Origin of the sequence: Methanobrevibacter sp. (assembly GCA_022775905.1) — an archaeon.
In the GTDB taxonomy this organism is placed as follows: Archaea; Methanobacteriota; Methanobacteria; order Methanobacteriales; family Methanobacteriaceae; genus Methanocatella.
This window is the reverse complement of the sequence record JALFJX010000026.1, coordinates 1-15299: the sequence shown is the minus strand read 5'-3', so window position 1 is coordinate 15299 and position 15299 is coordinate 1. Positions and strand designations below refer to the sequence as shown.

Genomic DNA, 15299 nt, shown 5'->3' with positions numbered 1-15299 from the left:
ATTTCCTCAATTCATTTAGATATATTTCATTTAATGAAATTAAAAAAACACCTGAAATAAATGCAGAAATAGCTAAAAAATTAAATTTACAATCTAATGTAAAAATCCCAAAAAGTGAATATAACCATATTAATGAACTTAGAGAATTTTTAATTCCCCATTTAATATCAAAACCTACAATAGCATTCCTGGTTTTGGTTTTCATATCCTTGACAATTTTAACAAGTTTAGAGCTTTCTGGAATATTTTTTGTATCTGTTTTAATGACATACATATTTGTATTTTATTATCCTCAAATCAAACAGAAGAGAAATTACTCAGATATAAATCAGGAACTGCCCCATGCATTAAGACACATGGGAATTGAATTGAAATCAGGAAAAGGGCTTCATGACACATTAGTTACAATCAAGAATGCAAATTACGGATCCATTTCACAAGAATTTAATAGAGTTTTGGAAGAAATCAAATTTGGAAGTTCAACTGAAGAATCCTTACTTGAAATGTCCGAAAGAGTCAAATCCGAAGGTCTAACAAGAGCAATACATCAAATCATCAGCACATTAAGAGTAGGAGGCAACCTGTCCAACAGTTTAGATATAATAGCCAAAGATATTTCTTTTGATATGCAAATCAAATTAAAAGAATATTCTCAAAAACTAAACTCATTCATTTTGATTTATACATTCATTGCCATTTTAACACCAGTAATTGGACTTATAATGCTGATGGCAGGGTCAACCGTTATGGGTGATGTGGTTTCATCAAGCCTACTGTTTGTAATCTATGGTTTGTTCTTCCCATCAATTGTAATTTTTATGGGAGCATTTATTAAAAAATTAGAGCCTAAGATTTAAAAAAAAGAAAAAAGTGTTTAATGACAATTACATCCGAAAAAAGCACCATAATCTTTTAAGAATGCTTTTTTTCTCTTTTTTATCATTAACTTCACAACATTCAGATTTATTTGCCATGATTATAACCTCCTGTAGCAATAAATTAATCCAAATATTAAAAATTTAGGTGAACCTAATTTTTAATTACATCAATATATTCTACAACATACTATATAAATATCTTAAATTTATACAATAAATTTATAAATTGTTTAATATTTGTTAATAAGTATTAGAATCCAAATTGATAATTCCATACACATTATTTTAAGATTTAAACTATGCTTAAAGTTACATTACACTATAAAAAATAACTGGAAAATACAAAGTCATCCAAATACATTTTTATTGAATTTGAGGGGATTTTATGTTTAACGAATCGTTAATTTACGGATTAATTTTAGTAATATTCTTGTTTATTTCAGTGGAATTTTTTGTTTCCACATTAAAACACAAAACTTAGGTTATAGATTACTTTCATTCAATATTTTCATATACCTACTGTTGTTTTTATCTGAAGCATTACAAATTTTTACAATAGACCTACATTATCGTTTATTTGCTTCAGCAGTATCAGAAATGACATATACAATAATGCCTGTTATTGCTTTAAATTTTTCATTATATTTATTAGCCGGGGAAAAATACATAAAATCAAAACATATGCATTTATTTCTCATTATCCCCACAGTTATGACAATTGGATTCTTCCTAAATTGTTATTCCAATTTTATATACAATAACAATATTACCTAATGGATTTAGTGAATTTACTTACACACCAATTTACACATCCTTTTTAATTTACCAATATCTAATTATCGGAGGTTCCACAGTATTGCTTGTTATTGGAATGGCCAACCACAAAAATTCAATCAAGCCATACATTTTATTATTTTTTGCATATCTTATTACATCCATTGGAATCTTATTTATCGACACATCATTTATTCCCTTAATATACATGTTTGACTTAATTTTAGTTTGGTGGGCCATTTCAGGCTATGATCTTTTAGATTCAACCATCATCCATCAAGAATTTATTGATTCTGCAAATGTAGGAATGTTATTTTTCAATGAAGAAAATAAACTAATTGAATTCAATAAATTTGTAGAAACGACATCTACAATTAATGAAACATATATTGGCCAAAAAGTAGAAGACATGTTAAATAACCACCGGGAATTATTGAATTTCTTTTATTCAGACAAATATGAAATAAAATACTTATATGAATCTAAAATCATTGGTATAAATTAAATAAAAGTACAGTATACAGAAAAGATAAGCTAATTGGCCATTTATTAATTTGTGAAGATATCACTGAAGACACAGTTAAAAATCAAGAATTAAAAGTTCTTAATTCAGTAGTGAAAGATGTAAAACGTTCAACATCCTTATCCATTTATTATAAAGATGCTGGGGGAAACTATCACTGGTTTGAAGAAGCATATAGGATTTTAGAACGCAAACCCCGCTTAACTGACATTGACCATAACATATTCGAGGAGGTGACTATAAATACAAGAGAAAATATCAAGGAGGAACTTAATAATTTAAAAGCTAATGAATTCATCATGTGGGAATTTACAATTAAAACTGAAAACAACACAGTCAAACATTTACGAGGCACAGCACGTAAAATCTATGACAATAACAATAAATACCTTCGTTTAAGTATGTCTGCACAAGATATTACAACAGAAAAAGATTACACCAACCATTTGATAAAAACTGACCGTGAAAAAACAGTTTTACTGCAAGAAATTCATCATCGCGTGAAAAATAATCTTCAACTTATCATGAGTTTCATTAATTTAGAAAAAAGATTCCATAAAGGAGAATATGAAAAAATTCTTGATATTACTGAAAGACGAATCACATCCCTTGCTTTAATCCATGAGCGAATTTATAAAGATGAAAATATGAATTATATGAATATTGCAAAGTTTTTAGCTGATTTAGACAAGCAATTAATCAATCATTCATCAGTTAAGGATATTGAATTTATTCGAAAACTTGATGATGACTTAACTTTCTCCATCAATATTGTAACCCCATTATCTTTAATTATCAATGAACTGACAGTAAACACAATCAAACATGCATTTGATGAAAATATAGATCATAAAACTATTTATAAATCTTTAAACACATTCCAGAAAAACCATAAAATATTTTGTCGTTTCGAATATAAAGACAATAGAACAGGAGTAGAAAACATTGAAAAAATTTTAAATAGCAAAGGATTGGGTTGGCAAATAATTAATTCCTTAGTAAACCAAATGGATGGAAACTATGAAATAACTAATAAAAAGGGCATTGGATTTATTTTAATATTTCCAATAAACTAGTTAAAAAAAACAACAATAAAATTCAAAAAATAGTAAAAATAAATAATTAAATCAAAATCCTACTAAAAAAATTACATTAATCTCATATTATACATTGGGAAAATGAAAAAAGATATTTATTTTTTAAAACAATTTAAATTTCATCACCCAACAAGAAATCAACAAGATTTAAATGTTCTATTCCATCATGAGACATGTCCACATCATCCATAGTAACTACATACTTAGGATAATTATCTAAAATATTCTTTAATGGTCTGAATTCCCTTTCAATTGTTTCCTCATTAGTCAACAAATAAGATACCTGAATATAAATTGGCTTATTTTGTTTTTTACATACAAAATCAACTTCTAAATCGCCCACTTTACCTATTGTGATTTCATAACCTCTTCTTAAAAGCTCCATGTAAACAATATTCTCAATTACACGAGTAATGTCCCTTTGATTATTTCCAATTATTGCCTGGCGAAATCCTAAATCACATAAATAGTATTTTTCATCATATTTAAGTATTTTTTTACCTTGTAAATCTTCACGTTTTACCTGATAAATCAGACATGCATTTTCAAAGAATTTCAAATAGTTATAGATAGTATTAACCGATAAATTCACCATATTCTGTTTTAATCTTTTATAGACCTTATTAGCTGAAAAGGATTGACTGATATTATACATTACAAATCTCATGATTCGATCCAACAAATCAACATTCTTAATATTATTCCTTTGAATAATATCTTTTAAAACAATAGAATTATATAAATCCATTATAATCAATTTTTTGCCATCACCCCCATAATCATAAGTTGAAGGCATTCCCCCATCCTCCAGATACTTATAAAAATGAGATCTGAAATCATCAGTTATTCCATTATATTCAATATATTCTCGAAAAGAGAATGGATAAATATTTAATTCAACATACCTGCCAGACAAATAAGTTGCAAATTCACCTGATAACAATTTTGAATTTGATCCAGTTATATATATGTCAAAATTTTCTTTCGCAAAATAGGAATTAATCAATTTCTCCCATTGAGGAACAACCTGTATTTCATCAAAGAAAAGATAAATTTTACCAACCACATTTTCAATTTGGCAAGAAATATACTCCTCAAGCTTTTCAATATCAGTTATTTCAAAATAATCACTTAATTCAAAGTTTATCCATACAATATTTTCTTGAGGAATTCCATCATTTAATAATAAATCAATTATTTGTTTTAGCATTGTTGATTTTCCGGAACGCCTGGTTCCAATTAAAACTTTAATAATATGCTTATTAATAAATGGCTTGATCTTTTCAATATAATCCTGTCTTTGAATAATCATTAAAATCACTTAATACAACTTTTATCTGAACTTCAATATAAATATTTTCAGTTAACTAAAAACTATACTTAAAAATGAATATTGTTTTCATTTAAATGAAAAGTAAATAAAAAATTAATAAAAAATATCACCCCAATGAAAACATGAAAAATCCAATATAAACAAAGCAATACTTGAAAAAATGAATCAATAAAAACCGATATTAAAAGTAAACTAATTAAAAAATAAGTAATGAGAATTATCGAACAAATAACTTGAAATTAATGTAGCGATTAGTAATTAAAATTATTAAAATGGGAAAATTAACTTTATCTTCCCATAACACAGTTTTATCTCTACATTAATCTTCCGACACCAGTAATTTCGATACTAGCTACGCCTTCGATAGCTTGAACCATTTCTTCAACAGGTTCAGATCCACCTTCACCATCATCAGTGATGAATTGTAAGATAATAGCAACTAAACCAAAAGCGATAGGTTCTTCAGCCATACTGTGGAGTTTTGCTCCTTCAGGCATGGAACTTTCGATAGTAGCTTTAATAGCATCTAAATCTACATCTGGACTGTCAGGCATGATTTTCATAGTAGTTAATACTTCACCCATTCTAATTCCTCCAATTTAAAATCTATGGTCCTTCGAAACCACATTCACATTTGTAAGCGTGACCAAAGGTACGACATTTTTCACATCTTGCGATTTTTGCTCCACAAATAGGACATTCGAATTCAACAAATGTACCAGTTAATGGAATTTCTTGTTTACATGAAATGCATTCTACAGTTTTCATTTTTAATCACCTATTATTTGTGTGTAATCGAAGTTATAATCATTTATATTATCATCTATTAAAGATAAAACCCTTTCAGGGCACTTCCCATTCACAACATAACAATTAGTCCCGAACTTCAATAAAAGAGATGGTAACATTACATCAATCGATGACTCTTGAAAATTTAGCATAGTTTTTGCATCGATTTTACTTATGAATGTTGAACCTGGCTCTTTAGGTTCTTGGGTATATATACCATTTACATTTGTTACTATTAAAAGGTTTGCATTTAGAAGGTGAGAAACATAAGCTGCAATGGAATCTGAAGTTACATCCCATGAACATTCAAATGGATCTTCACTTCTTAAAAATTCTGAAACAATGAATATTGGTGTAAAACCATCATCAGAAATCTTTTTAGCCTCATCTATACTATATGCCAATTTTGTAGAGTCCACCTTATCATTGACAAGTTTAGCTATTATATCCATACAGTCAATAGCAGTCCAGTGATTAGTTTCTTGTGAAAAACTAATTTCAGAGTCATATTTACGAATAAGGTTTGCAAATTCTCCTCCACCAAGAACAATGAGAGAATCTGTTCCTTTTAGCTGTTTTGCCAAATCTATTGCATAATTCGGAAATAAACTCCCACCAATCTTAACAACCTGTTTTATACTCATGATTACAACCTTCTAAAAACTATAATAGTTTCAAATCACCAGTTATCTTATCAATCTTTTCATCTTCATCAGGACCAAGCGCTAAAACTGTAACACTTGACGAAGGTATCTGAGTTCTTCCAGCATCAACAACCAAATAATTAGGAATTTTATTGATATCCGCCAATTTTTTAAGCTCAGTTATTTCATCCAAAGTTTTAACCTTTAAAACAACCTTAGCATAAGCTTCACTCTCCCATTTTCTAATCTTTTCAGGAGAAGCTTTTTTATATGAACCAATAGACCCATGACAACATTGAGCAGCTATTTTTCCTTTACCCATTTTTAAATCAGTTCTTACAATCATCACTTGTTTCATAAATATCAATATTAAATATTTAATTTGTATATTAAAAAATTAACCTATTTATTGTAAAATTTAATTATAATAATATACAAAACTATTAATGATTATATTTATTATGTGATTATAATGACTCGTATTTCAATTTTAGACAAAGATAGATGTCAACCAAAAAAATGTGATTATCTTTGTATCAATTACTGTCCAGGTGTTAGAATGGATGAAGACACCATCATAATTGACGAAGATACCAAAAAACCGTTGATATCTGAAGAATTATGTGAAGGATGCGGTATTTGTACAAATAGATGTCCTTTCGATGCTATTACAATTATCAACTTACCAGAAGCTGCAGGAGAACCAATTCACAGATTTGGTCAAAACCAATTCGAATTGTTTGGAATTCCAACCCTTGAAGAAGGAACAGTTTTAGGTCTTCTTGGGCAAAACGGTATTGGTAAATCCACAATCATGAATATTTTATCAGGAAACTTAATTCCTAACTTCGGAGATTATGAAAACAAACCTGAAAACTGGGACGATGTAATTGAATTCTACAAAGGATCATCCCTTCAAAAATACTTCAAGGATTTATCTGAAGGAAACATCAAAACAATCCTCAAACCACAAATGGTCGACCAGCTTCCAAAAGTTGTAAAAGGAAAAGTAAGAGACTTGCTCACTCAAGTAAATGAAAGAGACAAACTCGAGTATGTTACCGAAGAATTACAGCTTGAAAATGTATTGGACAGAAAAATGGAAAACCTAAGTGGTGGGGAACTTCAAAGAGTTGCAATAGCTGCAACTGTTTTAAGAGAAGGAGATTTCTATTACTTCGACGAACCTACTTCCTGGCTTGACGTATCTCAAAGATTAAATGCTGTAAAAGTAATCCGTTCACTTGCAGAAGAAGGAAAAAGCGTTCTTGTTATTGAGCACGACCTTGCTACATTAGATGCATTATCCGACAACATCCATATTTTATATGGCCAACCTGGAGGATATGGAGTCGTATCTGGAAGAAAAGGTGTTCGTTTAGGAATTAATGCTTACATCAATGGTTTCTTAGCTGAAGAAAATGTAAGAATCAGAAGAAACCCTATTGAATTTACTATAAGACCACCAACTCCTGAAGATGAAGGAGATGCACTTGCAAGCTATTCCGATTTAAACAAAGATTATGACGGATTTAAATTATCTGCAGATGCTGGTGAAATATTCTATGATGAAATCGTAACTGCATTCGGTTCAAACGGTATTGGTAAAACCACTTTTGCTAAAATACTCGCAGGAGTTGAAGAACCAACCAACGGAGAAGTTGATGAAGAAGTTAAAATTGCATACAAACCACAATACATAGTTTCCAACTTTGAAGGAACTGTAAGTGACTTCTTATATATGAATGCTCCTAGTTTTGGTAGTAAAATCTTTGAAAGTGAAATCATGAAACCATTAACATTGGATGAAATGTTAGATAAACCAGTTAAAGGATTGAGTGGTGGAGAACTTCAAAGATTAGCTATTGCTGCAACATTATCAAAAGATGCTGAAATCTATCTTTTCGACGAACCTACAGCATTCTTAGATGTAGAACAAAGATTGATTGCTGCAAGAGTTATCCGTAAGATGGTTGAAAGTAGAAATGCTGCTTCACTTATTGTTGACCACGATATCGTATTTATCGATTACATTTCAGATAGGGCAATGGTATTCAACGGAACTCCTGGTTTAAACGGTCATGCATCAAAACCAACAGACCTTAGAAATGCAATGAACGAATTCTTAGGAAATCTCAACATTACATTCAGAAGAGATAAAGAAACAAAAAGACCAAGAGTAAACAAACTTGACAGTTATAAAGATCGTGAACAAAAAGAGAAAGGAGAATATTATTACTTATCTGATTAAATATTCTCTTTTTTTATTTATTTTTTTAAAAATTTTTAGATGTTTTCAAGTTCTTTTAAGATGTATTTTTTCAAAACAATAACTGCTTTTTCACCATCTTCATCTAAACGAACCGCATCCAATGGATTTAAATCATAAGCTTTTACAACAGAATCTGCTGAAATATTTTTAACTGAATCCACTTCTTTTTCTTTCAATATAACAGAAGCACAGTCATCAGCACAACCAGTTATTGTAACAATTTTTGCATCATCCAAAATTGGAGAACAATTGTTTGGTTGAGCAGAATATTCAGTAATGCATGCTGCAACAATATTATCATTTTCTAAAGCAAGCTCAACACTTGCAGCTCTTACAACTAATCCTAATGGACTTAAACCACTACATGAAACTAAAGCTATTTTATCACTCATTTTTACACCTACTTATTCATCCGATCATATCTTCTTTTAACTTTATCATAACCTCTTTTAAAGAAAGGACATTTTAGAATACATTCATTACAGCCTTCCCTATGGGCAGTGCAAACTTTCCTTAAAATTTTTTCATTATCATCAAATGCATCATTAGGACATCGTTCGATGCAAACACCACAGGTTGAACAGAATTCTTTAACCCACAACATATCATTTTCATCCTTGACAGGAAGATTATCGATTGAAGTATGAACCATGAAAAAACTGTTGTTCAACCCATCTTTAAATAAACATATGTTGCTTCTAGTAATTATACAATCTCTTGACTGCATAGCTATTGCCCTTAAACTTAAGTTGTCATCTAAAGGATGCAACAAATCTGCTTGAAATCCATTTTCCCTTAAAAAATCTGCAAACTCATAAACATGAACTCCATAGTTCTGGAATTCCTTATCCATCAATTTTCCTTTCTTTTGAGAAGGTTCCATATTTATTAATTCTTCCCCAATGAGAAATTTAAAAATAATTACATTATCAAAATTTATATTCAAATCCTTTTTAAAATTATCAGACAATTTAGAATAGCTAATTCCAGTAAAATTATATTTTTTAGCCAGTTCATTTAATTCAAAAAGCAGTTCATCTGATATTTCTCTTTTAGGATTAGTTGGATTATCAGTTTTATAAAAATTAGGAAGAGGTTTATGATATTTAAACCCCATAAAATCTACATTAATCATTTTCTTAAAGTTTCAATAGCTTTAGGGAACTCTTCACAGAATACTTCAATTTCTTCTGTTGGAATGGAGAAACTTATACGTAAGTATCTGTCACCATATTCATCAGAAGTGTATTCTCCTTCTCTTGTGAAAAGTCCTTTTTTAATTAGATAATTTGATAAATCTTTTGGATTGATTCCAGTTTCGTAAACATCAATAACCATCATGTTTGCATCAGACGGATATACTGGTAAGAAAATACCATCAACTGTATCAACCATTTCTTTGATTAATCTTTGATTCTCAAAACAGGTTTGTCTCATGTCTTCAAACCAAGCATCTTTTGATTTGAGACCTGCAATAGCACCATATTGAGAAATAATGTTTACACCTAAATCGTTTACAACAGCATTTTTAATAGCATCAATTATTGGTTTTGAAGAAATAACTCCGCCAATTCTTAAACCAGCCATTCCAAATATTTTTGAGAAACTGTAAATGGTCAAGGTTTGGCCAGGAGCATAATTTTCAACTAAGAAATGTTCTCTTGCAAAGTCTTTGTAAGTAACATCATGTAAAAGGTAAATATCATTTTCCTTTGCGATTTCTGCAAATTCTTTTAATTCATCTTCAGTGTATGAGGAACCTAAAGGATTTAATGGATCGATTAAAATAACCATACGAGTATTTTCATCCATATTTTCTCTTAAGAGATCAGGAGTTAATTTATAATTGTATTTTTCATCATAAATAGGGACATATCTTACTTCATTTGCAAATCTGTTTGCAAAGTCCCCAATAATAAAGTATCCCGGATCTGATAAAACCACATTATCTTCAGGTGCGAGTAACGCTTGCATACATAAGTATAATGATTCAGTTGCACCAGATGTTAATAAAACTTCTTTACCTTCAAAACCTAAGTCTTCTAAAACTAATTTTTTGAGTTCTGAAAATCCTTCTGGGGCAGGATATCTGCAATAGGTTTTCATACGAATAGCATCAATCATAGCATTAGCTATTGTATCATCATGTAAATGGTTGGTGTTTTGACCCATCCAAATCATATCTTCGTCCATATACATATCTTCAAAAAAGTCATTTGCGTTATCATAACCTTTTGGAGGCACCCTTTCAGTTTTTTTAAACTTTTTCTTTGGGTTTTTAATATCAAAATTAGTCCTCATAAATACCACTCAACAATTCCAAAATAAATATATATTATTAATTATTAATAAAAGTACCTAAATAATCCCTCTTGAAGTAATTGAAAAAATTGCTTGTTTTCCTTCAGGAATGCTTCTATGACGTTTTAATGTGGCAATTCTTTGATTGATTTCATCACCACGTTCAAGTTGAATTATTACTTTACTCCAATACTGTAGAATAGTTCCACCAACTGCTTTAACATCATTGTTTCCTTCATCATCAAAGGAACTATAAATCTGATTTGTCAAAATTACTGCAACATCATATTGTCTGGCGATTTTGGATAAAAGACCCATCTGCTTACCTAATTCCTTATTTAATCTTGATGATTTCATATCATCTACCCTATATAATGCAACAGCAGAGTCCAAAACAATTAAATCGACATCCCGATGGTTTTTTCTAAGCCATACTTCAATTGACTTGACAGTATCATTCTGTTCCAAAAAGCTTGTCGGTTCAAAAACAATTATATTATTAGCAACATTTGAAAAGTCATCACCTGAAATTTGTTTGATCCTATCAATTGAGATTCCCCCTTCAGTATCAATATAAATCACTTTTTTATGAGATTTGGCAACATTAACTGCTACAGATAAACTTATATTACTTTTACCTGAGCTAGGTGGTCCAAATATCTGAGTAATTGTTCCTTTTTCAAATCCACCACTTAACATTACATCAAGAGCAGAATTTGATGGAATTTTGTGATTATCTTCAAAATTAGCTAATACTTTCATAATACAATGTTGTATTTTATAAAATATATAATTTAAGAATAAATTTATTTTTATTTTCTGATGATTCTTGGCTTGAATCCGGATAAATCAACAATAGATGACGGGTCATTTGAATCCAAATCTCCAACATCAATCACCAAATCAACATCACAATCCAACTGTTCCAATATCTCTTTAGGATTTGATAACATTTCATCATCAGAAAGATTTGCACTGGTTGTGGTAATTGGGAAAATTCTTGCTAAATTACATGCGATTCCACAATCAGGAACCCTAACACCAACATTATTCAATCCACTTGTAACTGAACGTGGAACTATGCTGCGTTTGCCTAAAATAAATGTATATGGTCCCGGCAAGTATTTATAAAAAAGTTTTTTTTGATTTAATGAGACCTTTGCAACCAAATCAATAGCTTCAATGTCTTTAACAAGTATTGAAAAAGGCTTTAGAAAACTTCTCTGTTTAATGTCATAAACTCTTCTAACTGCTTTTTTATCAAAAATATTAGCTCCCAAACCATAAACAGTATCTGTAGGATATAATACCACCCCACCATCAGCCAATACATTAATAGCTTCATTAATTATTTTTTCATCAATACAGTCAATACTTGTTTTTAAAATTTTCATTTAAACTACCTAACAATTATATTAGATAAAATCTTTATATATAAATTATGCTTCAAAGTTTAAGACCATTATTAACAAGAATATTGAACCCTGTCGCTAAGAGATTAAATGTAAATCCAAATATTGTGACAGTAATTTCACCATTTGTTGCTCTTCTTGCAGCTTATGGATTTGCAAATAAATTATTGATTTTAGGAACCGTGGCAATTTTACTTTCCGGATTTTTAGATGTTGTTGACGGTGCTGTTGCAAGATATCATAATAGATCTTCCAAATTTGGTGCTTTCCTTGACTCTACAATGGACAGGTTTGCAGATGCAATAATCTACATTGGAATAATATTTGGTGGATACTGTGACTGGTTTGTTGGAGTTCTCGCAATTCATTCCGCAATATGTGTGAGTTATGTAAGAGCAAGAGCAGAATCACAGGGGGCTGAATGCAATATTGGAATTGCAGAACGTGCCGTTCGTATGATTATATTAATGGTCGGGGCAATAATCGGATACTTCGCAGGAGATATCTACTTTACATACATCATTTACATATTAGTAATATTATCTTACTTTACTGTTGGACAAAGAATATTACACGTTTGGAGGCAATTAAATGACTGAACTTGAAAGTCCTGAAAAGATAGCAAAAGACATTGCAAAATTAGAGAGAAATTTAAATCAGGTAGCTGACATCACTTTTGAAGGAAAAGAAAAAGAAGTTTATGACCGAGCTATTGATTACTGGAATGATTCCAAATATTATCTCGAAAAAGAAGATATGAGGACTGCATTCGGTTGTATTGAATACAGTCACGGTTTACTTGATGCTTTAAGGATGATTCATGGAATCATCTAAACATCAATTTTGCTATTTATTAAAGAATCATCACCTGTTGAGATTATTTCACCATCCAAAACTTCAATAACTCTATCAGCTAGTTTGGCTACATCCATATCATGAGTTACAATTATTAATGTTACATTTTTATCTTCGTGTAAATTGATTAATTGCTTAAGAATTTTACTACTTGTTTTAGAATCTAGTGATCCTGTTGGTTCATCTGCCAATATTATTGAGGGGTTGTTTGCTAGTGCACGAGCAATAGCTACTCTTTGACGTTCACCACCAGACAATTTGTTCGGCAAAATCTTTGCCTTATCTCCAAGGCCAACATCATCCAACAACTTAAGTGCACGAGATCTCATTTCTTTTGATGACATTTTTTGAGTATACATTGGAATTTCAATGTTTTCAACAACAGAAATGTTTGGAATCAAATTATGCAACTGGAATATGAATCCAATTTTTTCTGCCCTGAACTTGTTTAGATTTTTAGAACTTTTTAAGTCCTCACCAGCAACATAAATACTTCCTGAATCGGGCACATCCAATGCTCCAAGCATATTTAACAATGTTGACTTACCAGAACCTGATGGACCTATAATTGATACGAATTCACCCTGTTTAATTGTGAGGTCAACCCCATTCAATGCTTTGATTTTTCCATTTTCATAGCTTTTATACAAATCTTTTATTTCCACAGCATTCATCTTGTCACCTCACTCATACCTCAATGCCTCAGTTGGTGGAAGCTGCACTGCCTTAATTGCAGGATATACTCCACCGATTATTCCAACAATTATTGCAATTGCAAATGCCTGTATGAATATCTTTGGTGTAAATAATGGACTTATTCCTATTTGAGGACCTAACAATGTGCATGCTACAAATCCTATCAAAGAGCCGATAATTGCAGATACAATAGTAATTACCAATGATTCACCGACAATCATTGTAAGAATCTTCTTATTTGACCAACCCACTGCCTTCAACACACCAATTTCACGAGTTCTCTCAAATACTGACATCAGCATTGTGTTAATGATACCAAGGCCACCAACAACAATTGCCAGAAGTGAAATTGCCCAAGTTGATGCCTGAAGCATATTTAACATGTTAGCCATTTGAGTCATTTCCATAACTGATGTTACTGTAGTAATATTATCTCCATATTTATCATCAATTCTATCAGCAACTGTTTGGGCATCTGCACCTTTTTCTACTTTAACATAAATATTGGAAATTGAGTCTTCATCATCCATTATTTCTCCTACTTTGGAAATTGATGTAAATACTCCACCAGCCATGTTTTGATCACCAGTTTCATAAATACCAACTACATCAAATGTTTCATCTTTAATTTTGATGTTATCTCCTACAGAATAATCATTATCATCTGCGTAGATTTCACCTAAAATAACTTCAGAAGCATTATTTTCAAAAAGCCTACCTTCTTTCATTGATATGTCTGCAAGTTCACTGCCTTCAGCATCAATACCAATCAGAGTATTCATAGAGTCATCACCAACAGAAGTCAAAACAACATAAATCGGATAAGCTTCATCCACACCAGACACATTAGCTATCTTTTCTGTCCAGCCAGAATCTATTGTGTTTGTTCCATATGCAGAATCTCCAGTTTCCTTTCCTGAAATTGAAAAATCAGCACCTCCTGCATGGATGGTATCTTCAAACGTATTGACCAGACCATCTGTAATTCCTCCAAGAGAAACTATGACAATAATACCTATTGCAATTCCCACAATAGCTAAGATTGCACTATTTTTCCTCCTAAATGGATTTTTAAGAATAAATTTTAAAAATGACATAATAATAAATAGAACAAGAATATATAAATAACTATTCATGCCATCAACCAAGATGCAAAAATCAGGTGTTAAAATGCATAAATCAGAACTATTGAAAAATATTGATAAAATTCATACAACAGAAATGGGTATTGGAAGAATACAGAAAAACTTAGGAATAACAGATGAACCTGTTAATTATTGTATTTCAAAACTAAAAAAAGAAGAGTCAATTGTTGAAAAACAAGGAAAAAACTATTATGTAATAGTTGATGATTGTAAAATAACTATTAATTCAAGCAGTTTCACAATAATAACTGCTCATAAAAACTAATTTTTTAAAAAAAAGTAAAAAAGAAGAGATTTAAAATCTCTTTAAATTTAATCCATATCTTCGAATCTGGATTCTAATTTTTCCATTACACCAGGTAATGAAGTGTATTCCATTTCCTCAGCAGGTAATCTGTGAGGTTCGAAAGGACCGTGTCTTCTGAGGTAGCTTGCAATGTTTGCTGCTTGTTCACGAGCAGGGTCGAATGCAGGGTCATCGAATAAGTCTACAGGACCGATTAATTGACCGTTAGCTACTTGGAAACCTAAACCAACTACTCTAGGTGGTCCGTCAAATCTGATTGGGTTTGCTTCTGCT

The 15299-nt window shown here is 30.6% G+C and carries 20 protein-coding genes; 7 read left to right on the top strand and 13 right to left on the bottom strand.

Features of this window, described 5'->3' with window-relative positions:
• Nucleotides 1–209 precede the first annotated feature (209 nt).
• The 3 genes from MR875_07725 (at nucleotide 210) to MR875_07715 (ending at nucleotide 3251) form a co-directional block, all read left to right on the top strand.
• The gene (locus MR875_07725) at nucleotides 210–857 is read left to right on the top strand and encodes a type II secretion system F family protein (protein ID MCI6994724.1); all 648 of its coding nucleotides are present in this window, start codon (nucleotides 210–212) and stop codon (nucleotides 855–857) included.
• Between the two features lie 877 nt (nucleotides 858–1734).
• Nucleotides 1735–2157 (top strand): hypothetical protein, encoded by a 423-nt coding sequence (locus tag MR875_07720; protein MCI6994723.1) that lies wholly within the window; start codon nucleotides 1735–1737, stop codon nucleotides 2155–2157.
• Nucleotides 2158–2267: 110 nt separating this feature from the next.
• Entirely contained in the window at nucleotides 2268–3251 is a 984-nt protein-coding gene (locus MR875_07715) for a sensor histidine kinase (GenBank protein ID MCI6994722.1), read from the top strand.
• A gap of 133 nt (nucleotides 3252–3384) precedes the next feature.
• On the opposite strand, the gene MR875_07710 is transcribed toward MR875_07715, so the two are convergent.
• The 5 genes from MR875_07710 to pth2 all read right to left on the bottom strand — a co-directional run bounded on the left by MR875_07710 (nucleotide 3385) and on the right by pth2 (nucleotide 6396).
• Entirely contained in the window at nucleotides 3385–4584 is a 1200-nt protein-coding gene (locus tag MR875_07710) for an ATP-binding protein (GenBank protein MCI6994721.1), read from the bottom strand.
• 335 nt (nucleotides 4585–4919) lie between these two features.
• Nucleotides 4920–5189: an elongation factor 1-beta gene (locus tag MR875_07705; protein ID MCI6994720.1), complete on the bottom strand. Its 270-nt coding sequence runs from the start codon at nucleotides 5187–5189 to the stop codon at nucleotides 4920–4922.
• 22 nt (nucleotides 5190–5211) lie between these two features.
• Nucleotides 5212–5373: a zinc finger domain-containing protein gene (locus tag MR875_07700; GenBank protein ID MCI6994719.1), complete on the bottom strand. Its 162-nt coding sequence runs from the start codon at nucleotides 5371–5373 to the stop codon at nucleotides 5212–5214.
• Nucleotides 5374–5375: 2 nt separating this feature from the next.
• Complete coding sequence (locus tag MR875_07695) at nucleotides 5376–5978, bottom strand: delta 1-pyrroline-5-carboxylate synthetase (GenBank protein MCI6994718.1); 603 nt, start codon at nucleotides 5976–5978, stop codon at nucleotides 5376–5378.
• A gap of 79 nt (nucleotides 5979–6057) precedes the next feature.
• The gene (gene pth2 / locus MR875_07690; protein MCI6994717.1) at nucleotides 6058–6396 is read right to left on the bottom strand and encodes an aminoacyl-tRNA hydrolase; all 339 of its coding nucleotides are present in this window, start codon (nucleotides 6394–6396) and stop codon (nucleotides 6058–6060) included.
• Nucleotides 6397–6510: 114 nt separating this feature from the next.
• On the opposite strand from pth2, the gene MR875_07685 reads away from it, so the two are divergent.
• Nucleotides 6511–8289 carry a ribosome biogenesis/translation initiation ATPase RLI gene (locus MR875_07685; GenBank protein MCI6994716.1) on the top strand — a complete coding sequence of 593 codons (1779 nt, stop codon included), beginning with the start codon at nucleotides 6511–6513 and terminating at the stop codon, nucleotides 8287–8289.
• A gap of 35 nt (nucleotides 8290–8324) precedes the next feature.
• Here MR875_07685 and MR875_07680 read toward each other — a convergent pair whose 3' ends face one another.
• Genes MR875_07680 through MR875_07660 form a run of 5 tightly spaced genes read right to left on the bottom strand, consistent with a single transcriptional unit; the run spans nucleotide 8325 to nucleotide 12005 of the window.
• Nucleotides 8325–8702 (bottom strand): putative zinc-binding protein, encoded by a 378-nt coding sequence (locus tag MR875_07680; GenBank protein MCI6994715.1) that lies wholly within the window; start codon nucleotides 8700–8702, stop codon nucleotides 8325–8327.
• Nucleotides 8703–8710: 8 nt separating this feature from the next.
• Complete coding sequence (locus tag MR875_07675) at nucleotides 8711–9427, bottom strand: 4Fe-4S binding protein (GenBank protein ID MCI6994714.1); 717 nt, start codon at nucleotides 9425–9427, stop codon at nucleotides 8711–8713.
• A gap of 14 nt (nucleotides 9428–9441) precedes the next feature.
• Nucleotides 9442–10611, bottom strand: a complete 1170-nt coding sequence (locus MR875_07670; protein ID MCI6994713.1) for a pyridoxal phosphate-dependent aminotransferase — start codon at nucleotides 10609–10611, stop codon at nucleotides 9442–9444.
• 57 nt (nucleotides 10612–10668) lie between these two features.
• A complete protein-coding gene (radB, locus tag MR875_07665; GenBank protein ID MCI6994712.1) occupies nucleotides 10669–11373 on the bottom strand; it encodes a DNA repair and recombination protein RadB in 705 nt (234 codons plus the stop codon).
• 50 nt (nucleotides 11374–11423) lie between these two features.
• Entirely contained in the window at nucleotides 11424–12005 is a 582-nt protein-coding gene (locus MR875_07660; GenBank protein ID MCI6994711.1) for a threonylcarbamoyl-AMP synthase, read from the bottom strand.
• Between the two features lie 47 nt (nucleotides 12006–12052).
• On the opposite strand from MR875_07660, the gene MR875_07655 reads away from it, so the two are divergent.
• Both MR875_07655 and MR875_07650 read left to right on the top strand, forming a co-directional pair.
• The gene (locus MR875_07655) at nucleotides 12053–12622 is read left to right on the top strand and encodes a CDP-alcohol phosphatidyltransferase family protein (GenBank protein MCI6994710.1); all 570 of its coding nucleotides are present in this window, start codon (nucleotides 12053–12055) and stop codon (nucleotides 12620–12622) included.
• Entirely contained in the window at nucleotides 12615–12857 is a 243-nt protein-coding gene (locus tag MR875_07650; protein ID MCI6994709.1) for a DUF357 domain-containing protein, read from the top strand. Before MR875_07655 ends, MR875_07650 begins: the two co-directional genes overlap by 8 nt.
• Here the strand turns inward: MR875_07650 and MR875_07645 are convergent.
• Nucleotides 12854–13552, bottom strand: coding sequence for an ABC transporter ATP-binding protein (locus MR875_07645; protein MCI6994708.1), 699 nt, complete (start codon nucleotides 13550–13552; stop codon nucleotides 12854–12856). The two genes, MR875_07650 and MR875_07645, sit on opposite strands and share 4 nt — an antisense overlap.
• A 9-nt stretch (nucleotides 13553–13561) precedes the next feature.
• Complete coding sequence (locus MR875_07640; GenBank protein ID MCI6994707.1) at nucleotides 13562–14671, bottom strand: ABC transporter permease; 1110 nt, start codon at nucleotides 14669–14671, stop codon at nucleotides 13562–13564.
• 73 nt (nucleotides 14672–14744) lie between these two features.
• Between MR875_07640 and MR875_07635 the strand changes: the two genes are divergently transcribed.
• Nucleotides 14745–14984 carry a DUF3781 domain-containing protein gene (locus MR875_07635; protein MCI6994706.1) on the top strand — a complete coding sequence of 80 codons (240 nt, stop codon included), beginning with the start codon at nucleotides 14745–14747 and terminating at the stop codon, nucleotides 14982–14984.
• 47 nt (nucleotides 14985–15031) lie between these two features.
• Here the strand turns inward: MR875_07635 and MR875_07630 are convergent.
• Nucleotides 15032–15299, bottom strand: a 268-nt coding sequence (locus tag MR875_07630) for a fructose 1,6-bisphosphatase (GenBank protein MCI6994705.1), incomplete at its 5' end; no start/stop codon positions are given.